This is a genomic window from Jeongeupia chitinilytica (assembly GCF_014652315.1).
Classification (GTDB): domain Bacteria; phylum Pseudomonadota; class Gammaproteobacteria; order Burkholderiales; family Chitinibacteraceae; genus Jeongeupia; species Jeongeupia chitinilytica.
The window spans coordinates 196,940-217,250 of record NZ_BMYO01000003.1 but is presented as its reverse complement, the minus strand read 5'-3'; the positions used below and the strand labels follow the sequence as shown (position 1 = coordinate 217,250).

The 20,311-nt window shown below is 63.3% G+C and carries 16 protein-coding genes and 1 tRNA gene; 6 read left to right on the top strand and 11 right to left on the bottom strand.

Annotated elements, in window-relative coordinates; translation table 11 throughout:
- Nucleotides 1–4 precede the first annotated feature (4 nt).
- From IE097_RS06890 to IE097_RS06880, 3 genes are all read right to left on the bottom strand, one after another.
- Nucleotides 5–3,142, bottom strand: a complete 3,138-nt coding sequence (locus IE097_RS06890; RefSeq protein WP_189459427.1) for an efflux RND transporter permease subunit — start codon at nucleotides 3,140–3,142, stop codon at nucleotides 5–7.
- A gap of 9 nt (nucleotides 3,143–3,151) precedes the next feature.
- Nucleotides 3,152–4,342 (bottom strand): efflux RND transporter periplasmic adaptor subunit, encoded by a 1,191-nt coding sequence (locus tag IE097_RS06885; RefSeq protein ID WP_189459426.1) that lies wholly within the window; start codon nucleotides 4,340–4,342, stop codon nucleotides 3,152–3,154.
- Nucleotides 4,343–4,424: 82 nt separating this feature from the next.
- A complete protein-coding gene (locus IE097_RS06880) occupies nucleotides 4,425–5,030 on the bottom strand; it encodes a TetR/AcrR family transcriptional regulator (RefSeq protein ID WP_189459425.1) in 606 nt (201 codons plus the stop codon).
- Between the two features lie 301 nt (nucleotides 5,031–5,331).
- On the opposite strand from IE097_RS06880, the gene IE097_RS06875 reads away from it, so the two are divergent.
- From IE097_RS06875 to IE097_RS06865, 3 genes are read left to right on the top strand one after another with little or no spacing between them, the layout of a single operon-like run.
- A complete protein-coding gene (locus IE097_RS06875; RefSeq protein WP_229797470.1) occupies nucleotides 5,332–6,495 on the top strand; it encodes an efflux RND transporter periplasmic adaptor subunit in 1,164 nt (387 codons plus the stop codon).
- Nucleotides 6,496–6,507: 12 nt separating this feature from the next.
- Entirely contained in the window at nucleotides 6,508–9,642 is a 3,135-nt protein-coding gene (locus IE097_RS06870) for an efflux RND transporter permease subunit (RefSeq protein ID WP_189459424.1), read from the top strand.
- Nucleotides 9,635–11,044 carry an efflux transporter outer membrane subunit gene (locus IE097_RS06865; protein ID WP_229797469.1) on the top strand — a complete coding sequence of 470 codons (1,410 nt, stop codon included), beginning with the start codon at nucleotides 9,635–9,637 and terminating at the stop codon, nucleotides 11,042–11,044. Before IE097_RS06870 ends, IE097_RS06865 begins: the two co-directional genes overlap by 8 nt.
- A gap of 32 nt (nucleotides 11,045–11,076) precedes the next feature.
- Here the strand turns inward: IE097_RS06865 and IE097_RS06860 are convergent, their stop codons facing one another.
- Nucleotides 11,077–12,681 carry an isovaleryl-CoA dehydrogenase gene (locus tag IE097_RS06860; protein ID WP_189459423.1) on the bottom strand — a complete coding sequence of 535 codons (1,605 nt, stop codon included), beginning with the start codon at nucleotides 12,679–12,681 and terminating at the stop codon, nucleotides 11,077–11,079.
- 67 nt (nucleotides 12,682–12,748) lie between these two features.
- Between IE097_RS06860 and IE097_RS06855 the strand changes: the two genes are divergently transcribed.
- From IE097_RS06855 to IE097_RS06845, 3 genes are all read left to right on the top strand, one after another.
- Nucleotides 12,749–12,822, top strand: a tRNA-Gly gene (locus IE097_RS06855).
- A gap of 514 nt (nucleotides 12,823–13,336) precedes the next feature.
- Complete coding sequence (locus tag IE097_RS06850; protein WP_189459422.1) at nucleotides 13,337–13,633, top strand: hypothetical protein; 297 nt, start codon at nucleotides 13,337–13,339, stop codon at nucleotides 13,631–13,633.
- Between the two features lie 123 nt (nucleotides 13,634–13,756).
- Complete coding sequence (locus IE097_RS06845; protein ID WP_189459421.1) at nucleotides 13,757–14,881, top strand: YbdK family carboxylate-amine ligase; 1,125 nt, start codon at nucleotides 13,757–13,759, stop codon at nucleotides 14,879–14,881.
- Here IE097_RS06845 and IE097_RS06840 read toward each other — a convergent pair.
- The 7 genes from IE097_RS06840 to IE097_RS06810 form a co-directional block, all read right to left on the bottom strand.
- A complete protein-coding gene (locus IE097_RS06840) occupies nucleotides 14,871–15,413 on the bottom strand; it encodes a glycoside hydrolase family 108 protein (RefSeq protein ID WP_189459420.1) in 543 nt (180 codons plus the stop codon). The genes IE097_RS06845 and IE097_RS06840 overlap by 11 nt on opposite strands.
- Nucleotides 15,414–15,770: 357 nt before the next feature.
- Complete coding sequence (locus tag IE097_RS06835) at nucleotides 15,771–16,013, bottom strand: hypothetical protein (RefSeq protein WP_189459419.1); 243 nt, start codon at nucleotides 16,011–16,013, stop codon at nucleotides 15,771–15,773.
- Nucleotides 16,014–16,083: 70 nt separating this feature from the next.
- Nucleotides 16,084–17,598 carry a pyocin knob domain-containing protein gene (locus tag IE097_RS06830; protein WP_189459418.1) on the bottom strand — a complete coding sequence of 505 codons (1,515 nt, stop codon included), beginning with the start codon at nucleotides 17,596–17,598 and terminating at the stop codon, nucleotides 16,084–16,086.
- Entirely contained in the window at nucleotides 17,585–18,190 is a 606-nt protein-coding gene (locus IE097_RS06825; RefSeq protein WP_189459417.1) for a YmfQ family protein, read from the bottom strand. The genes IE097_RS06830 and IE097_RS06825 overlap by 14 nt, the downstream gene beginning before the upstream one ends.
- Nucleotides 18,178–19,293, bottom strand: coding sequence for a baseplate J/gp47 family protein (locus IE097_RS06820; protein WP_189459416.1), 1,116 nt, complete (start codon nucleotides 19,291–19,293; stop codon nucleotides 18,178–18,180). The genes IE097_RS06825 and IE097_RS06820 overlap by 13 nt, the downstream gene beginning before the upstream one ends.
- A gap of 4 nt (nucleotides 19,294–19,297) precedes the next feature.
- A complete protein-coding gene (locus tag IE097_RS06815; RefSeq protein ID WP_189459415.1) occupies nucleotides 19,298–19,732 on the bottom strand; it encodes a phage GP46 family protein in 435 nt (144 codons plus the stop codon).
- Nucleotides 19,725–20,303 carry a phage baseplate assembly protein V gene (locus IE097_RS06810; protein ID WP_189459414.1) on the bottom strand — a complete coding sequence of 193 codons (579 nt, stop codon included), beginning with the start codon at nucleotides 20,301–20,303 and terminating at the stop codon, nucleotides 19,725–19,727. The genes IE097_RS06815 and IE097_RS06810 overlap by 8 nt, the downstream gene beginning before the upstream one ends.
- Nucleotides 20,304–20,311 lie beyond the last annotated feature (8 nt).

Sequence of the window (20,311 nt, the reverse complement as noted above, 5' to 3'; positions counted from 1 at the left end):
CTCCTTAGCGGTGATCGTCACTGGCGGCTTCTGTCTGTGCCTTGTGTGTCTTGTCGGGAAACAGCTTGCGCGTCACGACGAAGAACACCGGCACCAGAAAGACCGCCAGCACGGTGGCTGCGATCATCCCGCCCATGACCCCGGTACCGATCGCATGACGGCTGGCCGCCCCGGCACCGGTACTGATCACCAGCGGCAGCACGCCGGCAATGAAGGCGATCGAGGTCATCAGGATCGGCCGGAAGCGCAGGCGGCAAGCCTCGAGCGTTGCCTCGGTCAGCCCCATGCCGTGCCGCTGCAGATCCTTGGCGAACTCGATGATCAGGATCGCGTTTTTCGACGAAAGCCCGATGATCGCAATCAGGCCGACCTTGAAGTAGACATCGTTCGGCAAGCCGCGCAGTGTCATCGCCATGACCGCACCGAAGATGCCCAGCGGCACGACCAAGAGCACGGCAAACGGAATCGACCAGCTTTCGTACAGTGCGGCAAGACACAGAAACACGACCAGCACCGACAGACCGAACAGGAACGGTGCCTGCGACCCCGACAACCGCTCTTCGTACGACGTACCGGACCATTCGAAGCCGATGCCCTGCGGCAGCTTGGCCGCCATTTCTTCCATCGCGTTCATCGCATCACCCGAGCTCTTGCCCGGCGCCGGACCACCGCTGATCTTGTACGACGGCAGGCCGTTGTAGCGATCCAGCTTCGGCGCACCGACCACCCAGCTGGCCGTTGCGATTTCCGACAGCGGCACCAAGCCGCCCTGCCGGTTGCGCAATTGCAGGCCGAGGATGCCGTCCGGCGACGAGCGCGACTGTGCATCGGCCTGGATCAGTACGCGCAGGATGCGTCCGTCACGCACGAAGTCGTTGGCGTAGGCGGAGCCAAGCGCAATCGACAACGTATCGTTCAGGTCGGCCAGCGGAATCCCCAGCTGGCTGGCGCGAACCCGGTCGACCTCGAGATAGAGCTGCGGCCCCGGCTCCTGCCCCTCCGGACGCACCCCGGCCAATGCCGGATTCTGCCCGGCCATGCCCAGCATCATGTTGCGCGCTTCGAGCAATTTTTCACGCCCCACCCCGGCCCGGTCCTGCAGCCGGAAGTCGAAGCCGCCGACCGATGCAAGTTCGGGGATCGGTGGCACGTTCAGCGCGAACACGAAGGCCTGCTTGATGCGGAACAGCATCATGTTCGCGTTCTGCACCAGACTGGTCACGCCATCCTCTTTCTTCGGACGGTTTTTCCAGTCCTTCAGCGTCACGAAGGCCAGCGCCGCATTCTGGCCGCGACCGAAGAAGCTGAAACCGACCACACCGATCACCTTGTCGACGGCAGGCTGCTTCATGTAGTACTGCTCGACCTCGTTCATCACCACCAGCGTACGCTCGCGTGTCGCGCCGGCCGGCAGCTGCACCAGGCTGACGAAGTAGCCTTGGTCCTCGTCCGGCAGGAAGGAGGTCGGCAGTCGGCTCATCAGCCAGCCGGTCGCCGCGAGCACCAGCGCGAAGAACAGCAAGGCCAGGCCGGAGCGGCGCAGGATGCGCGTCACCCAGCCGACATAGCCGACCGTGGTGGTGTGGAACTTGCGGTTGAACCAGCCGAAGAAACCGGTCTGCGCGTGCAGCTCGCCCTTGTGGATCGGCTTGAGCAGCGTCGCGCACAGGGCCGGTGTCAGCGTCAGTGCCAGCAGCGCCGAGAAGCCCATGGTCAGCACCAGCGTCACCGAGAACTGCCGGTAGATCGCGCCGACCGAGCCGGTAAAGAACGCCATCGGCACGAACACCGCCGACAGCACCAGCGTGATCGCGATGATCGCGCCGACGATCTGGCCCATCGCCTTCTGCGTGGCCTCACGTGGCGCCAGCCCTTCTTCGGACATGATCCGCTCGACGTTCTCGACCACGACGATCGCGTCGTCGACGAGAATGCCGATCGCCAGCACCATCGCGAACAGCGTCAGCACGTTGATCGAGTAGCCGAGCAGGTAGAGCCCCACCAGCGAACCGACCAGTGCAATCGGCACGACGATGGTCGGAATCAGCGTGGCACGCAGGTTGCCGAGGAAGAGGTACATCACCAGGAACACCAGCACGATTGCTTCGGCCAGCGTCTTCAGTACTTCCTTGATCGAAATGTCGACGAACTTGGACGTGTCGTACGGAATGTCCCACGCCACACCCTGCGGGAAGTAACGCTGCAGCTCGGTCATCTTCTCGCGGACGAGCCGGGCCGTTTCGACCGCATTGCCGTCCGGCGAGAGCTTCACGCCGATCGCCGCGGTCTGCTTGCCGTTCAGACGCGCCACGACCGAATAGTCCTGCGCGCCGAGTTCGACCCGGGCGACGTCCTTGAGCCGAACCTGCGCACCGTGGCCACCGTCGCGCAACACGATGCTACCGAACTCCTCGGGGGTCACGAAACGCCCCTGGGTGACGACGGTCGCGTTGATTTCCTGCCCCGGTTTCGACGGCAGCTGGCCCAGCTCGCCGGTCGCCACCTGGACGTTCTGCGCGCGCACGGCGGCCAATGCCTCGGCCGGCGTCATCTTGTAGCCGGCGAGCCGCTGCGGATCGAGCCAGACGCGCATGGCGTACTCGGTACCGAACAGCGTGGCCTCGCCGACCCCCTTGACCCGACGGATGCTGTCGAGCACGGCCGAACTGGCATAGCTGCCGAGCGCAACGTTGTCGAGCGAATCGTCCGGCGAGTACAGCGTCATGAACAGCAGGTAGTTGCGGCGCGACTTGGCGACCTGAACACCCTGCTGGCGCACTTCGGCCGGCAGTCGTGCCTCGACCCGCTTGATGCGGTTCTGCGCCTCCACCGAGGCAATGTCGATGTCGGTGCCCGATGCAAAGGTCAGCGTAATCGTTGCCGAACCGTTGCTGTCACTGGCCGAATCGAAGTAAAGCAGGTTTTCGAGCCCGTTCATTTCCTGCTCGATCAGCGCGGTCACCGTCTCCTCGACCAGTTTCGCGCTGGCGCCGGGATAGGTTGCGGAAATCGTCAGCCCCGGCGGAGCGACTTCCGGGTACTGCGACACCGGCAGCCCGCGCAGCGCGAGCAGGCCGGCGAGAATGATGATCAGTGCAATCACCCAGGCAAAAACCGGGCGGTCGATGAAGAAGCGTGACATGGGCGCCCCTTACTTCTTGGCCGCGACAGCGCTGGCTGCCGGCTGGCTGGCACCCTGAGCGGCCGCCTGACTCGCGCCGAACGGGACCGGCTTGACCGGTGCACCCGGACGGACTTTCTGAATGCCCTCGACAATGACGGTCTCACCACCCTTGAGGCCTTCGCCGATCAGCCAGTCCTTGCCCGAGAAGCCGGCGGTCTTGACCGGTTGCGGCGCGACCTTGCTGTCCTTGTCGACGACGTAGACGAACTGCCCCTGCGGCGAACTTTGCACCGCACGTTGCGGTACGCGGACGGCACCACTGAGCGTGCCTTGCGCCGAACGTGCGGTCACGAATACGCCCGGCATCAGCAACCGGTCCGGGTTGGGGAACTGCGCGCGCACAACGAGGGTGCCGGTTGCCGGGTCAACCGTCTGCTCCGAGAACAGCAATTTGCCGGTATGCGGATAGACGCTGCCGTCGGGCAGGATGATTTCGACCGGCAGACCGTCGGCTGCCCCCAGCTTGCCGGACTTGAGCTGCTGCCGAAGCCGCAAGAGATCGTTGGCCGACTGATTGAAGTCGACGTAGATCGGGTCCAGCTGTTCGATGGTGGCGAGATGCGTGGCTTCGCCCTTGCCGACCAGCGCGCCTTCGGACACCAGAGCCCGACCGATGCGACCGGCAATCGGCGCGGCAACGGCCGCGTGCTCGAGGTCGATCTGGGCCCGGTCGACGGCGGCCGCGGCCGCCTGCACCTGCGCCTCGGCCTGCTTGAGCGACGACTGCGCCTGGTCGTACTCCTGCTGTGATACCCCCTGGTCGCCGACCAGCTGGCCGTAGCGCTTGAGCGTAGCCCGTGCGATGTCGGCACTGGCTTGCAAGCGGGCGAGATCGGCCTTGGCCGACGCCAGATTGGCGCGCAGCGTTCTCGGGTCGATCTGGAACAGTTGCTGGCCCGCGCGGACCTCCCCCCCTTCGGCATAAAGCCGCTGCTGCAGGATGCCCTCGACCTGGGCGCGGACCTCGGCCGTTCTGAACGCGGTGACCTGCCCCGGGAATTCGCGCGTCAGCGCACTGTCGCCGCGGGTCACCGTCACCACGGCAACCTCGGCCGGGGGCGGCCCGCCGGCGCCCTGTTTCGCGTCGCCATCCGGTTTGCTGCAGGCGGTAAAGCCAAGCGCCAGCGCGGCGCACAGCACGGCAAGTCGTTGCTGCATGGGGAATGTCCTTGTGGTAACGAGCTGATTGTTCTGTTTTTTCATTTCACGACAACGGTGCTGCAACTACGTGTACGGCCACTCAGGGCGGATCGGGGCGATAGGCGCGCAGAAAGATGTTGATGCGCCGGCGCAACAGTTGAAGCTGCTGATCCGCATCGGCCAGCGGCATGCAAAACAGCAGGCGCTGACGATCATGGCTGACGACAATGTCGAGAAACAGGTCGGCCGCCAGCTGCGGATCGTCGTCCCGCAATTCGCCGTCACGCATTGCTTTTGTCAGCAAACCGGCAAGTTGCTCTGACGTAGCCTGAATGCCGTTGACATAAACCTGCGCTGCAAGTTCGGGGAATCTTGCCGCCTCATGCGTCAGCAAACGATGCAGATTGATTGAAGCTGGCGTCAGCAAGTTGGCCTGCAAACCGACGGCAAAATGCAGCAGTCGCTGGGCCAGCCCCCCCTCTCCTGCAACCAGTCTGGCCCGGTGTTCGGCGCAGCCCTCCTGCAGCACGGCCGAGAACAGCGCGGGTTTGGAGACGAAGTGGTTGTAGATCGTCTGTCGCGCGACCCCGGCGCGCTGGGCTACGCGATCGACGCTCGCGCGATAGCCGCACTCGCGGAAAACCTCGAGTGCCGCAGCAACAATGCGTTGCCTGCAACCTGACGCTTGGACTTCCTGTTCTGACACCAGACTTCACCGCAATACTGGATTGGACTGTCCAGTCTAATTGGCAGCCCGCCGATCGTAAATATCTACATCGTTTCCTAAAGCACCATTGGTCAACTTTGTTTACGATGCACGTCCGCACATAGTTGCAAAAGACATCAAAACCAACACAAGCCCGCGCCCACTCCCCAGATCGTCATAAAATTAATTCAACCTTGGGTAAACTGGAATTCAGCCCCCGCCAGAAAAGCATGCTCAGGCATTGCTGCCCCAAAAATAAGGCGTTCCGATACGTCACCAAAATCGCATCAGGAGAACTCCCGTGCCAAGCCGCAGATTTCAAGCGATCCCCACCCTCATAGCCGCCGCACTGATCATCGGTCTGGTCGGGTGCGAGAAGAAAGAACAGCCCAAGGCGCCGCCGCCACAAGTCGGCATCGTCACCATCAAAAAGCAGACGGTGCCCTACACCTATGAAGCGGTCGGCCAGACGGCGGGGTATCGCGAGATCGACGTCCGGGCACGAATCGAAGGCATCCTGCTCAAGCGGGTATACACCGAAGGCAAACCGGTCAAGGAAGGCCAGACGCTGTTCCAGATTGATCCGGCACCATTCAAGGCAGCCCTCGACCAGGCCCTTGGCGTACAGGCGCAGGCCAAAGCGTCACTGAACAAGGCGACAGCCGATCGGGACCGTATCGCACCGCTGTTCAAGGAAAACGCCGTCTCGAAGAAGGATTTCGACGACGCCAACGCCGAATACGATTCGGCCGTCGCCAATCTTGCCGCTGCCACGGCCAAGGTCGACGAGGCCCGCATCAATCTGGGTTACACCAATGTCGTTGCACCGATTTCCGGCATGGCAAGCAAGATCAATTTCTCCGAAGGCAGCCTGGTTTCGCCGAGCGCCAATGGCGGCCTGCTGACCACCATCGTCCAGCTTGATCCGATGTACGCCAACTTCTCGTTCTCCGAGGCCGAGAAGCTCGCATTCCAGAAAGGCTCGGCCTCCGGCCGGCTGATTCTGCCCGAGCACTCGCGCTACAAGGTTTCACTGCGGCTGGCCGACGGTTCGATCTTCAAGCACAGTGGCGTGATCGACTTCTCCGACAGCAAGGTCGACCCGAGCACCGGCACCATCAAGGTGCGTGCGGTGATTCCGAATCCGGAAGGCGATCTGCTGCCCGGCCAGTTCGTCCGCGTCGTGCTCGACGGCGCCCAGCTCAACCAGGCGGTACTGGTTCCGCAACGCGCGGTCATCCAGTTCCAGGCCGACAAGGCGGTTCTGGTGCTGAACGACAAGGATGTGGTTGAGCCCCGCGTGGTGCAGCTCGGTCAGGAACGTGGCAACGACTTCATCGTGATCTCGGGCCTGAAGGATGGCGACCGGGTCATCGTTGACGGCGTTCTCAAGGCTCGACCGGGCATGCCGGTGAAGCCGGTACCTGCCGGCACCGCGGCCAGCGCAACGGCCGAAGCCAGATAAGGGGCGGCCGGCATGTTCTCCAAATTCTTCATTGAACGCCCGATCTTCGCCAGCGTCATCTCGATCATCATCACCCTAGCGGGTCTGGTGTCGATGAAGGCACTGCCGATCGAGCAGTATCCGGACATCGTCCCGCCTGTCGTTTCGGTGACCACCGCCTACCCGGGCGCTTCGCCCGAGGTGATTGCAGAAACCGTCGCCGCGCCGCTCGAGCAGCAGATCAACGGCGTCGAAGACATGATCTACATGCAGTCGTCGGGGGCGTCCAACGGCGCCATGAACCTGAACGTCTACTTCAACATCGGCACTGATCCCGATCTGGCAACCATCAACGTCAACAACCGCGTTCAGGCCGCGATGGCGCAACTGCCGGACACGGTCAAGAAACAGGGCGTGACGGTTCAGAAGAAATCGACGTCGATTCTTGCCTTCGTCACGCTCGACTCGCCGGACAACAGCCTCGATTCGCTGTTTCTTGCCAACTACGCCAACCTGAACGTCGTCGACGCGCTGAAGCGCCTGAACGGGGTCGGCGACATTTCGGTCATCGGTGCCGGCGACTATTCGATGCGCGTCTGGCTGCGTCCCGACAAGCTGGCGCAGTTGGGCCTGAGCACGACCGACGTCGTCAATGCCCTGAACGAGCAGAACCAGCAGTTTGCCGCCGGCAAGGTCGGCGCCGCACCGACAAAGGAACCGCTCGAGTTCACTTACACCGCGACCGCCAAGGGCCGGCTGGAGACGACCGAAGAGTTCGGCAACATCATCCTGCGCTCCAATCCGGACGGCTCGCAAACCAAGCTCAAGGATGTCGCCCGCATCCAGCTCGGCGCGGACAGCTACGACGTCGTCGCCAAGCACAACGGCAAGGACACGGTCGGTATCGCGGTTTATCTGCAGCCAGGCGCGAACGCACTCAAGGTACTGGAAGAAGTCCGCACCACGATGGAAGGCATGAAGGCCCGCTTTCCGAAGGGGATGGAATACAACATTCCGTATGACACCACCAAGTTCGTGAAAATCTCGATCGAAGAAGTGGTGCACACGCTGTTCGAAGCCATCATCCTGGTCTTCATCGTCGTCTACGTGTTCCTGCAGAACGCCCGCGCCACACTGATCCCCTGCCTTGCCGTTCCGGTTTCGCTGATCGGTACGTTTGCGGGGATGTTCGCGCTCGGCTTCTCGATCAACCTGCTGACCCTGTTCGGCATGGTGCTGGCGATCGGTATCGTCGTCGACGATGCGATCGTGGTGCTCGAAAACGTCGAGCGGATCATGACGAGCGAGAAGTGCTCGCCGAAAGAAGCAGCGATCAAGGCGATGGAAGAAGTGTCTGGCCCGGTTGTCGCAATCGTGCTGGTACTGTGCTCCGTGTTCCTGCCGGTGGCCTTCATGGGCGGCATGACGGGCCAGATGTACAAGCAGTTTGCAGTCACCATTGCCGTCTCGGTCGTCATTTCCGGTCTGGTCGCACTGACGCTGACGCCGGCACTGTGCGCACTGATCCTCAAGCCCACCCACGCCGAGCCGAACCGTTTCTTCCGCTGGTTCAACCGCAGCTTTGACAAGATGACCAACGGCTATGTTGCCGGGGTTTCGTTCCTGAACCGTCGCGTCATGGTCGCTTTCACGCTGTTCGGCACGATGATCGTCCTGCTCGTGGTGCTCTTCTACCGCGTTCCGGGCGGTCTGGTTCCGGACGAAGACCAGGGCTATCTGATGGTCATCCCGGTACTGCCCGATGCCGCAGCGCTGAACCGTACCGAGGCCGTCACGAAGCAGCTGGATGCCGGCTTCATCAAGAACAAGGACGTCGACCAGGTGCTGACGTTCTCGGGCTTCGACCTGCTGTCGAGCACCTACCGCTCCAATGCCGCGGCAACCTTCATGACGCTGAAGGACTGGAAGGAGCGTCAGGGCGAGGGCCAGGATTCGTTCTCGCTGGCCAAGCAGGCCATGGGATATGGCGCCAAGACGGTGAAGGATGCGGTGGTGCTGGCATTCAATCCGCCTCCCATTACCGGCATGTCGACGACGGGTGGCCTTGAGGCCTACATCCAGAGTCGCGGCACGACCGACCCGAAACAGATCGAAGCTGCCATTCAGTCGTTCATCGAGGCAGCCAAGAAGCGTCCGGAATTTGCCAGCGTCACGACGACCTACCGCGCCAATGTGCCGCAGGTGTATTTCGATCTCGATCGCGAAAAGGCCAAGACGCTGGGCGTTCAGGTCGACCAGGTCTTCCAGACGCTGTCGGCCACATTCGGCTCGCTCTACGTCAACGACTTCAACAAGTTCGGGCGCACGTACAAGGTCGAACTGCAGTCCGAAGCCGACTTCCGTTCACGCTCCAGCGATCTGCGCAACGTGTTCGTCCGCTCGGCCAGCGGCCAGATGATCCCGCTCGACTCGCTGGTCACGGCCAAGCAGGTGACCGGACCGGAGCTGGTCGAACGCTTCAACGTGTTCTCGGCGGGCAAGGTCATGCTGCAGCCGGCGCCAGGCTTTTCAACCGGCCAGGCAATCAGCGCGGCCGAAGAAGTTGCCAGCCAGGATCTGGGCTCCGACTTCACGCTGGCCTGGATGGGTAGTGCGTATCAGCAGAAACTGGCCGGCAGCACGTCGACGCAAGCCTTCGTGTTCGGGATCATCATGGTGTTCCTGATCCTGGCGGCACAGTACGAACGCTGGACCCTGCCGATTGCGGTCGTCACCGCGGTACCGTTCGGCCTGTTCGGCGCCTTGCTGGCAGTCTGGTTGCGCGACCTCAACAACGACGTGTACTTCCAGATCGGGCTGGTCACGCTGATCGGTCTGGCGGCAAAGAACGCGATCCTGATCGTCGAGTTCGCGGTCGAGAAGCATCACGAAGGCATGACGCTGCTCGATTCGGCGCTGGAGGCGGCTCGCCTGCGCTTCCGCCCGATCGTGATGACCTCGCTTGCATTCATCCTCGGTTGCGTCCCGCTGGTCACCTCGAGCGGTGCCGGCGCGGCCAGCCGGCACTCGATCGGCACCGGCGTGATCGGCGGCATGCTCGCCGCCACCTGCCTTGCCACCTTCTTCGTACCGCTCTTCTTCCGTTTGATCATGGGCCTTGGCAAGAAGAAAGAAGCCGCGCCGAACGCGGGAGAACACCATGCCTAAGAAAATGAAAGCGCTCTCCATTGCCCTGTCGCTCTCGCTACTGTCCGGCTGCGCATTTTTCCAACCGGACACCAAGGCGCCGCAGATGCCGTTGCCGACAAGCACTCAGGCACAACCGGACTGGATCAGTGATGCATGGTGGAAGCAGTTCGCCGATCCGACGCTTGACCAGTTGATCGAGGCCGCGCGTACCAACAACCAGAACCTTGCACTGGCATCGGCACGCGTCGATCAGGCTCGTGCGGTTCTTGGCATCAACACGGCCGCGCAGCTGCCGCGCGTCGACCTCGGTGCGGCCGGGTCGCGCCAGAAGGTGTCGGAAAAGTCGACCACTGCGGCACTGGGCACCTACAACGACTATCAGGTTGCCGGTGTTGCCAGCTGGGAACTCGACCTGTGGGGCAAGCTGGCCAACCTGAGTGAAGCGGCGCGCCGCAACTACCTCGGCGCCACCTACAACCGTGACGGCGTCGAGCTTGCGCTCTACGCCGAAGTGGCCCAGACCTATTTCAATCTGCGTGCACTCGATGCCCAGCTCCAGATTGCCACCGACACGGTAAAGTCACGCGAAGAAACCTACGCACTGCAAACCAAGCGCTTCAAGGGCGGGCTGATTTCCGAACTGGACGTGCGCCAGTCCGAGTCCGAACTCGATATCGCTCGCGCAGCGGTACCCGATCTCGTCAGTTCGGTGGCCAGAACCGAAGGCGCGCTCGCCGTGCTGATCGGTTCGGATCCGAAAACGATCATCGAGTCCACACCTGCCCGCGGTCGATCGATCGACCAGATCGACAAGGCCCCCGCCATTCCGTCCGGGCTGCCATCCGATCTGATGCTGCGCCGGCCGGACATCCAATCGGCAGAAGCAACGCTGATCGGTACGCGCGCGCAAGTCGAAGCAGCTCGGGCCGCCTATTTCCCGACCGTGTCGCTGACCGGCCTGCTGGGCGTGCAAAGCGTGTCATTCTCCAACCTGTTCAGTGGTGCAGCAAAAACCTGGTCATTTGCCGGCAACCTGGCCATGCCGCTGTTCGATGGCGGTCTGACTGCGGCGCAAGTCGATCAGGCTCGGGCCGTCGAGCAACAGGCACTCGCCAACTACCGGCTGACAGTGCAACAGGCCTTTGCCGATGTGCGCGGCGCACTGATCTCGAATGCCGAGTCGACCAAGAAGACCAAGGCGCAGTCCGATCGCGTCATTGCACTGCAGCGGCAGTACAAACTGGCCAGCCTGCGCTATGACAACGGCTACTCGAGCTACCTTGAAGTGCTGGATGCAGAGCGCAGTCTGTTCGATGCCCGCCTTGCGCTGGTCGACGCCCAGCTGGCCGAAGCCAATACACGCGTTGCGTTGTACAAGGCCGTTGGCGGGGGCTGGCGCTTGCCGGACAAGCAGTCGTAACCATCAAAGGCCCGGCATAGTCCGGGCTTTTTTCATTCTGGCCAGGCCCGTTGCAACAGGACTTCAGCATTGCCAACGGATCGCATCCCGAACAGACCGCCGTCAAACTCGCCGGTAACGAGACCGACGAATGTATCGGCAACCGCCGGATCGGCATATTGCAGCAGCAGTCTTGCCTGCATCATCCACGCCAGCTTGCCGGCCAACTGCCGGGCAACGCCTTCGTTGGCGCCCTGCAAACTGGCCGGCAGCGTCTTCAAGTGCCGGTCGTATGCCTGGCTTTGCCCCGCCGCCTTGCTCAATTCCAGCAGCACTGCCTCAGCGGCTTCAGGCTGGCGTTGCAGCGTTCGCAGCACGTCCAGGCACATCACATTGCCGGCGCCCTCCCAGATCGAGTTGACCGGTGCTTCACGGTAGCCCCGTGCCAGCCGGAAATCCTCGCAATACCCGTTTCCACCCAGAACTTCCATCGCCTCGGCAATCAGTGTTTCGGCCCGCTTGCAGATCCAGAATTTGGCGACCGGGGTCATCAGCCGGTAAAGCAGGATTTCGGCAGCATCGGTGCCGCCTCCCGCGTGCGCCAACCGCATGGCCAGCCACATCGCCGCCTCGGACTCGACCGCCATTTGAGCCAGAACGACCTTCATCAACGAGGCATCGGCCAGTCGGGTGCAAAATGCATGCCGATGTCGGGCGTGATGCAATGCCTCGGCCAGTGCCATGCGCATCAGCCCGGCCGACGCCAGTGCACAATCGAGACGGGTGCGGGCCGCCACCGTGAGCAAGGTTGCAATTCCTCGCCCGGGCTCCCCGACGGGAAAGGCGATTGCACCGTCAAACTCGACTTCTGCACTCGCGTTGGAGCGGTTCCCCAGCTTGTCTTTCAAGCGGAGGATCCGGATTGCGTTAAGACTGCCGTCATCGCGCCGGCGCGGCATGAAGTAGCAACTTGGCCCTGCGCCGGCCTGCGCCAGCACCAGATGCGCATCGGCCTGCGGCACGGAGAAGAACCATTTGTGCCCGTAGAGCCGGACCGTCTCGCCATGCGGTTCGGCGCGGGTGACATTGCAACGCAGATCCGAGCCACCCTGTTTTTCGGTCATGCCCATGCCGACCAATACCCCGTGCTTGGCCGGCCCGGGCAAGGGACGCGCATCGTAGCGGTCCGACAGCAACGCTTTGTGCCACGGCTGCAGTACGGACTGTTGCAACAGCAGGGGGGTGGCCGCGAAGGTCATCGTGACGGGACACAACCCGCCTGCTTCCAGCTGCGCCTGCAGATAGAATGCGGCCGCCCTTGCAACGTGTGCACCCTCACGTGGTGCGGCCCAAGGGCTGTTGTGCAGGCCGGCGCCGACAGCGCTGTCCAGCAGAAGGTGCCAGGAAGGGTGAGTGACAACATCATCGATGCGTTCGCCGAGCCGGTCGAACTGATGCAGCTGCGGCGGATTCCGGTCAGCGGCATCGGCAATGTCCAGCCAGTCCTTACGATAAAGCAGCCGCCCTCGCCCATGCAGCCTTTGCCGCGCCCATGTGCCGCCAAATGCGTTGACCGCGGTTTGCAGCGCAATGTCGTTACCGTACAGATCCACGCCAGACAAGCGCGGCACCAGATTTTCCGATGCGGGCCCGGTCATCTTTCCTCCCAAGCCACAAGGCGGCGATTGCCCGACAAGGGGTGTTCGGCTAAAATGCTTGGCTTCTGCGGGCGTCGTCTAATGGTAAGACACTAGCTTCCCAAGCTCGGAACACGGGTTCGATTCCCGTCGCCCGCTCCAGCATAATCAATAAAATCAGTCACTTACGTTTTTCGGGTGACTATTTTTTTGACCATTTTCCGGCCTTTCCGCCACCAAAATGCCAGCTTTTTGCCAGCATTTTTAGACCCGCTTGGCACCCCTCGCAGCAAGCGCCCACCTCTCTGTAACCCGCGTCATTCATGGGTTTCCCGCCTGCAGTCGCCGCCAGGCGGAGCTGCCTAGCTTGCTGGAACACGCGAAAATCCCTTCGCGATGACACCCTGCCTACGTTGAGATTAGAACAATCCTCCGCTCACGCATGCGGCAGTTCGGCCAGAAGGTCATGCGAGTCGAGCACATTTCCATGAATGGCAATACGCACAAGATTGTCTGATTATCAGCAAAGGCGTAAGTTTCTGTTGTAAGCTGGTAAATGGGAACCGTTCATGGCCGAGCACAAAACGATTCATGTGCTCTCGGTACTTGTATTTCCTTATTCAAATGCCATATTCCGTTGCTATGTTGGAATCAACACTTACTCCTAGAAGCCGCAATGGCCAGTCAATACACTAAGCACCCGAAACAAACCCGCTCCGATCCTGCTGCTCGTGCAGCACTGGAAGCACTGTTCTCCGGCAGCAGCCCCGCGCCGACGCCCGATCACACCCCTACTCTGGAAGGTCAGAACCTGATCGCCCACAAGCAGAACGAAGAGGCGGCAGTCACCGCCAAGCTCGAACGCCTCAAACGCAAACGCGAAACGCAGGCCGACATCCAGAAGGCAATCGAGGCGGCAGGATTCTCGGTCGACGAAATGCGTCAGTTGCTGGCCAACTCGACCGGCGAATAGTTTTCCTCGAGTCGAACGGCAACACAGCCGCTTGTACGGCCCGGGGCCGGACTGCGGAACGTTTTGACGTCGCGGCACCTCGTACCGGGTAGCGGCCGCTGGCATGTGCCGCGAGGAAATGCCATGTCGTTGCCGCCTTTCAAATCCGCCGGCATGCTCACGCTCGGGGTCGAACTCGAGCTGATGCTGCTCGATCCGCAGACCTACGCGCTCAGCGCCGGTGCGCTCAATCTGCTTGATCTGATGCGCATGCACGCCGACAAGCGCTTCTTCTTCTGCCCCGAAATCACCCAGACGATGATCGAGTACAACAGCGGCGTGCACGGCCGCTGGCACGAGCTGCTCGATGAATTGCGGGAGATGCGCGGCTATCTGCTGCCGCTTGTCGACGAATGCGGATTGCGCATCAGCGGTGGCGGTACGCATGCCTTCCGCTACTGGAACGATCAGGAGTTTTTCCCGAAAGAGCGCTACCTCGATCTCGGGGAGAAGTACGGCTATCTGAGCAAGCAGTTCACCGTATTCGGCATGCATGTCCACATCGGTGTCGGCGGTGAAGGCGATCGGGCGATCGAGCTGATCCGTTCGGTGTCGCCGTGGATTCCGCTGCTGATCGCCCTGTCGGTCGCGTCACCGTTTCAGGACGGCTTCGACACCGGTTTCGCCTGCTCGCGACTGCACAGCCTGACGTCGTTTCCGTATGCCGGTGCGATGCCGCCCTTCGCCGACTGGGCGGAATGTCGCGACTACATCGACGGACTGACCGGGCTCGGCATCGTTGGCAGCATCAAGGACTTCTACTGGGACATCCGCCCCAAGTCCGAGTACGGCACCATCGAATTCCGCATCTTCGATACGCCGCTGACGGTCGAAATCGCTGCTGGCCTGGCCGGGCTGGTGCAATTGCTGTGCGCCTACTATCTAGCGCGGCCGGCGCCGCAGCCGGCTCACGACGTTTATCCGTACAACCGCTTCCAGGCTTGCCGTTACGGGCTGGCCGGCGACATGGTCGACCCCTGGACCGGTGAGCGCGCGAGCTACCTTGCCAAGGCAAACCAGTTGCTCGACCAGCTCACGCCACTGGCGCGCGAGTTCGATGCAGGCAAGGTTCTGCACGTCTACCGCGAGAAGCTCGAGCCGGGGCTGAGCCAGGCCGACCACCAGCGCGCGGTTGCGGCCCATAGTGATCTGACGCAGCTCATGCGCTGGCAGGCTGACTGTTTTACTTCCGGTGCTGTCACCTCGTGACATCCTGCTGCGCATACCGCAGGTTCTGCACCACCCGCCTTGACCAGCCCTTGCCGTTGTCCGGCCAGCCTGAGCAGTCGGTGAAGTACTGCTCGCGCTGCGCGAGGAACAGGATCGCCAGGTCGTAGGAATTCATGGCCTTCGCGGCGTCGAGCGTCTGCGGGCCGATGATGCCGTCGTCGTCGGTGCCGAGCGCGCGCTGCAGCAGCTTGATTGCTGTCGTCGGGCCGTGATTCACGCCGGCGTCGAACAGCTGGTAGGCCAGCACCAGCGGGAAATACACGCAACCCGACTGCGCCCAGTACGACTGCCAGTAGATCGCCGCGACGGTGGTCAGCGGTAGCTCATGCATGTCGCCCGTGTAGCCATGGTCGCGTGCGGTCGTTTCGGTGATGCCGTAGCGGGTTGGACCGCCGGCGGGGTCTTCCCAGTAGTCTCCCTCGAGGCCGACGGTGCGCTGGAAGGCGACGGCGAAGTTGAGCATCTGCCCGGCAAGGTTGGTGCGGTGCATAAGGCTTTGTTCATTTTGCATGAGTAATTCCTAATATTTACAATTGAATTGGTTGCCCTTGCGGAGCAATATGCGCCCGTCCGCATTTTTGTTGTTTCCTTGGTGCGGATATTCAGCCGCTGGACGTCGGCGCGGCGACGCTAAAAAGCCCGTAGCAGTTTTTCCTTGTTGGTTAAAAGCCAAGGCAACCAAGGACGCCAAGCCAGGCGTAGCGGCAGGCCCATCACACTCTTGCCGGCCCAAGCGGCCGGTTTTCGCACCGCTCAGTGACCGGCCACACAGGCCGAGGCGATAGGCCCGGATGCACCGGCGGCGCGGGCGCAGCCGTTGCTCATGGCGATGCCGCGGCGGGTGTCGCGGCCATCCGGCTGGTGGACCTCACTGGTCATGGCGATGGCGCAGCCGGTCAGGGCCAGCAGCAGTGCGTAGCTCAGCATTCGCATCGGGTTCTCCTACTTCGTGGGTCTGGCCGCAGGCCGAGACGGTGACACCGTCGGCGCGGACGATGGCGCAGGAACCGTCACCGATCGCCCAGGTGCTGGACTGGCCGTCGGCATAGCGCGCCGAGGCGCAACCGTTCAGCACGGCAATCAGCGCGAGCAGGATCAGTCTCAAACTCATGGCGCGTTTCCTCCGGGCGTTAAAAAGCCGGCGCAAGGCCGGCTGGGTGGCGAGGTGGTTCGGCTGCGGCTCACAGCAGCGCTGCCACTTCGGGCGCGAGTCCCTGCATGACGAGGAAGGACTGCAGATCCTGTCTGGCCTTGGCCAGCTCGGCGTCACGCTGCTGGGCGACCGTGTCGATGGTCCATTCGCCGTTTGTGGCATTCCACAGCGGGTAGCTTTCCGGCGGCGCCTGATCGGTCAGCCAGTCGGGCAAGTCACCCAGACCGCTCCACTCCGGATCGTGCGGCCAACTGCCCGGGCTGTAGGTCTGGGCGTTGGTGGTGCGCCACAGCGCGGTCGACCGCCAGTTGCGGACCAGTTGCCAAATGCCCGACTCGAGCACAGCCAGCTGCGGGTAGCCGGCCTCGTCGTTGCTGGCCGGCGGCGGCTCGAGCGTGGCGCCGTCGGGAATCAGCGGCACCAGCACGCCCTGCTCTTTCGTGGCGAACGGATCGTGCTGGACCGGATATTCTCCGAGGTACTCGCCGGTCAGCAGATGCGACTGGTGCACGCTCAGTGGAGCCGGCTCGATGCCGGCGTGCTTCAGCTGTAGCGGCGTCCACAGGCCGACACCGACGCCGGTGTAGTAGTAATGCGGGTAGCTGACGTTGGTCGGGCGGGTTTCTGCGCCACCGGTCCCCCAGGTGTTCTCGAGCGCGCCACCCTGGTAGTCGACACCCCAGCCACCACCGCCGTTGCTTTCCCGCTCGCGCACCGGGATACCGTGGGTGTGCGATTGCACGTCGCAGCCCTGTATCGTGCCGGCGCCGCGATCACCGTCCGGATCGACGCCACTGCCCTGCGAACAGACGCGGATGAAACGCCCGCGCAGATCCGGATAGCCGCCGCCGGTGCATGGCATCCAGCCCGGGATCACCGTGCCGGGCGCAACGTTGAACGGCGCGATCATCCCGACCGGCAGCTCCTTGGGTGGAATGGGGATCGGTTGCGGGTACGAGGACGTGAAGTCGGCCGACCAGTACGACCAGCCCGAGGTCGGGTAGAAACGGCGGCGGTAGATGCGATCGTCGGCGTAGCTCTGGTACTGCTGGAACACCCATTCGGTACCGGCATCGTTCGAGCTGTAGACGTGCAGCAAACCAGCGTGGAGCGCCGGGGCGTTGACCATCGTCGCCATGCTGGCGTCGCTGCCGAAGAAGTAGAAGCCACTGCCGTTGAGACCGTTCCAGTCGGTCCCGTCAGGTACACCGCTGCGGTCCTGCAGCTCGCCGGCGCCGGTGCGCAGCAACGGCGCCTGTACCACCGAGCCGCCGGCACGCGGCACGTACAGCGGATTGCCGGCCTCGTCGGTGGTGCTGCCGTCGGCGACGATCTGCATCGCCTGCAGCAGCTGTGTGTTGTCGTTCTTGTTGAGCGTCAGACCGGCGCCTTCGACGGCATTGGCCAGCTCTTCCTGGAAGCGGTCGAAGGTCACCGCACCCGGTGTCGTGGCCTGCACCAGACCGGGCACGCCGTCCTGGAAGCCGTTCTTGCCCGGGCCGAACTTGTCGAGTGCAGCGGTGGTACTGTCAATGCGATACATGGGTGTTTCCGTAGGAGATGATGACGTTGGAGATGGCCGGCGATTCGCGCCGGATCACGCATTCGAGCTCGGCGTCACCCCAGCTCGACAGCGGTTCGTTGACGCCGCCGACCACCGCCCAGGGCGTAACCTTGGTGGCTTCGGCGACATGCAGCTCCCAGCAGAAGCGGGAACGCTCGGTGCAGAGCGGGACATCGACCGGGCTGATGACCGAGTACGGTACGAAGCGCTTGATCGATACGCCGGTGTAACCGAGCGACTCGGCGATGCAGATGTAGCGCGGCACGCGCGCACCGCCGAGGTCGGTGTACTTGGTGACCACCGACGCCCGTCTTGCTTCGATCCCGCGCCCCGGCGACGTGCAGCGGTCCGGCAAGCCGAGGCTGGCCTCCCATTCGGGCAGCAGTGCCGAGGTCTGGCGCGGATCCGCCTCGGTGAACAGTTGCGCCAGATACTGGTCGGCCCGGGCGAACTCGACCGCGACACCGGTGAGCCACTGGTTCAGGTTGCCGTCGGGTGAACGGTTCCACGCCAGGCCGCGTGGCAGTAGTGCCAGCAGCTGTTGCCGGTAGGCTTCGATCAGCTCGTCCATGTCACCGTCCCCAGTTGCGCCAGCTCGCCGACCTCGCAGACCACGTCGGCACTGGGGGCGATCAGGTCATGATCGAACTCGCCGACGGTCGTGCTGATGGCTTCGGCGAAATGGGTCAGCGGCAGCGTGACGCCGGCAACGGGCAGGACAGTCGTGCCGTCCGTGTAACGTGCGACCGGCGCGGCCTCGAGCGCGAACACCGACTGCAGCGACGCAAGCACCGCGTCGCGCAAGGCTGGCGAATCGGGTGCGAGGCGGATGCTGAAGTCGACCGGCTTCGGCTTGGGCGACGCACCCCAGACTTCGCCGAATGGGGTTCCGTTCGCTTCGAGCCAGGTTTTCATGGCGGCCTGCTCGGCGGCATCGGGGAAGATGCCGTCGGTGTCATCGTCCCTGACGAAGAACACCGTGATCTCGCCGAGGCCGAGCAGCTGCGGTGCTGCCCAGGCCCGGGTGACGCCGGGCACCTCGAGCGCCCACAGCTCCCAGTCGCCGGACTTGCCGACCTGGCCGCCGTTGCGCCGGGCTGCGATCACCCGGCCGCGGATCTCGTCGACCGACTCGGCATCGACCCCGCCGGTCAGGCCGGCACCGGCCACCGTGCCCTGCGCAGCCACGCCACCGACCGGACTGACCAGCGTCATCGTCTCGCCGGCGGCGGTGTTGCCGGCGGGGCCGGTCAGTTCGGCCACCACCGGCAACCGGATCTGCAGATCGTCACCGGTGCTTGCCGCGGCAGTAGCAAGAAACAGCGCCCCGTCGACCCGCTGTACCTGCGCGCCGGCGGCGATCATCGCGCCGGCCGGTGCCGCGAACTGGACCACGCCGGTGGCCGCCACCGCCGGCTTGGGACCATCCTTCAGGAACATCGGCACGTCACGCGCCATCAGCGTATCGGCGTCACAGGTCGCCGGATGCTGTTGCCGGTAGATCCAGTCACCGTAGCCGTACAGGCCGTTGAAGGCACCGGCCAGCCCCTGGGCCAGCATCGACGCGAGCGAACCCGGGGCCGGAATCGGCGCCTTGCCCTGCGCGAGGCGTTGCAGCCAGTCGGTCGTGATGCGCCCGGCGATCTGGTTCAACCCCGGTTTGGGATAAGGCATGGGTTCAGCTCCAGAGATCGTTGTATTCGTAATGCGCGGCGCTGCCGTCACGCTGGTACAGCGTCACGGCCAGCACGGCACCCTGCCCGGGTGCCAGCGTCGCCTGCACGTCGATGCGAGCAGCCAATCCGGCAGGCACCATCCACGCCAACGCCTGGCGGGCATAGTCCTCGAGCCGCTGCGCGACTGCGGCGGTGTGTTTCTCGCGGGACAGCAGCCACAGCAGCGAGCCGTGCACCTGCTGCCCGAGCGCGTCGCCCCACCAGCCGCGGCGGTCGGTCGTGCCGTCCGGGATCGCATCATCGGGTCCGGCCCGGGCATCGGTACCGAGGCACACCAACACGCAGGTGTTCAGGGTGGTTTCGCGCACCAGGTCACCAGCAGTGATAGCCAGATCGATCCGGCCCGAGTCGTCGAGCACCAGCGCCAGATCACTCATTCCCTGCTCCTTTCATGACTTGCGAAGGTGCGCGCGTCTCGGTACCGGTTTCGGCATGGGTATGGCCGCTGACGTAGTCGCGCAGGTCCTGCAGCGAGGCCTGACCACCGCGGTCGGTCACATCGCCGGTCGTGGCCAGCACCGGGGCATCGACGTCGACCCCGGCTGAAGCGGTCAGTGCAATCGCCTCAGCATCAAACGCCACGTTGTCGGCCTGCACGTCGTAGGTCGCGCAACGCACCTGATAGGTGTCGCACTCGACCGAAACCAGCCGCCCGTTGAGTAGTTCGATTCTGGCGCCGTCCTGCGTGTAGATCGCCAGCTCGCCGGGGGCCTTGGCGGCGATTCGGTACCGGCGATCCTCGACCGCGATGGCCACCGCGTGGTCGCTGGCATCTTCGATGAAGGCCACCACGCATTCGGCGCCGGCCAGCGGCAGCGCCGTGACGCCGTAACTGAGAAACCATTCGACGTTGTCGACGATCTCGCCGTCGAGCAATTCGACCTGCAGCATGGCGCAGCGGCCGCCGTCATCGGCGCGCAGGATTTTTCCCTTTGCTATCCGGCTCATGTCCCGAC

What these genes read in the sequence shown, in the direction of transcription:
- IE097_RS06845 (WP_189459421.1), top strand. Translation starts at nt 13,757, where the DNA reads ATGTCGTTGCCGCCTTTCAAATCCGCCGGCATGCTCACGCTCGGGGTC.
- IE097_RS06840 (WP_189459420.1), bottom strand. Translation starts at nt 15,413, where the DNA reads ATGCAAAATGAACAAAGCCTTATGCACCGCACCAACCTTGCCGGGCAG.
- IE097_RS06820 (WP_189459416.1), bottom strand. Translation starts at nt 19,293, where the DNA reads ATGCCTTATCCCAAACCGGGGTTGAACCAGATCGCCGGGCGCATCACG.
- IE097_RS06830 (WP_189459418.1), bottom strand. Translation starts at nt 17,598, where the DNA reads ATGTATCGCATTGACAGTACCACCGCTGCACTCGACAAGTTCGGCCCG.
- IE097_RS06815 (WP_189459415.1), bottom strand. Translation starts at nt 19,732, where the DNA reads ATGAGTGATCTGGCGCTGGTGCTCGACGACTCGGGCCGGATCGATCTG.
- IE097_RS06850 (WP_189459422.1), top strand. Translation starts at nt 13,337, where the DNA reads ATGGCCAGTCAATACACTAAGCACCCGAAACAAACCCGCTCCGATCCT.
- IE097_RS06885 (WP_189459426.1), bottom strand. Translation starts at nt 4,342, where the DNA reads ATGCAGCAACGACTTGCCGTGCTGTGCGCCGCGCTGGCGCTTGGCTTT.
- IE097_RS06810 (WP_189459414.1), bottom strand. Translation starts at nt 20,303, where the DNA reads ATGAGCCGGATAGCAAAGGGAAAAATCCTGCGCGCCGATGACGGCGGC.
- IE097_RS06865 (WP_229797469.1), top strand. Translation starts at nt 9,635, where the DNA reads ATGCCTAAGAAAATGAAAGCGCTCTCCATTGCCCTGTCGCTCTCGCTA.
- IE097_RS06860 (WP_189459423.1), bottom strand. Translation starts at nt 12,681, where the DNA reads ATGACCGGGCCCGCATCGGAAAATCTGGTGCCGCGCTTGTCTGGCGTG.
- IE097_RS06890 (WP_189459427.1), bottom strand. Translation starts at nt 3,142, where the DNA reads ATGTCACGCTTCTTCATCGACCGCCCGGTTTTTGCCTGGGTGATTGCA.
- IE097_RS06835 (WP_189459419.1), bottom strand. Translation starts at nt 16,013, where the DNA reads ATGAGTTTGAGACTGATCCTGCTCGCGCTGATTGCCGTGCTGAACGGT.
- IE097_RS06870 (WP_189459424.1), top strand. Translation starts at nt 6,508, where the DNA reads ATGTTCTCCAAATTCTTCATTGAACGCCCGATCTTCGCCAGCGTCATC.
- IE097_RS06825 (WP_189459417.1), bottom strand. Translation starts at nt 18,190, where the DNA reads ATGGACGAGCTGATCGAAGCCTACCGGCAACAGCTGCTGGCACTACTG.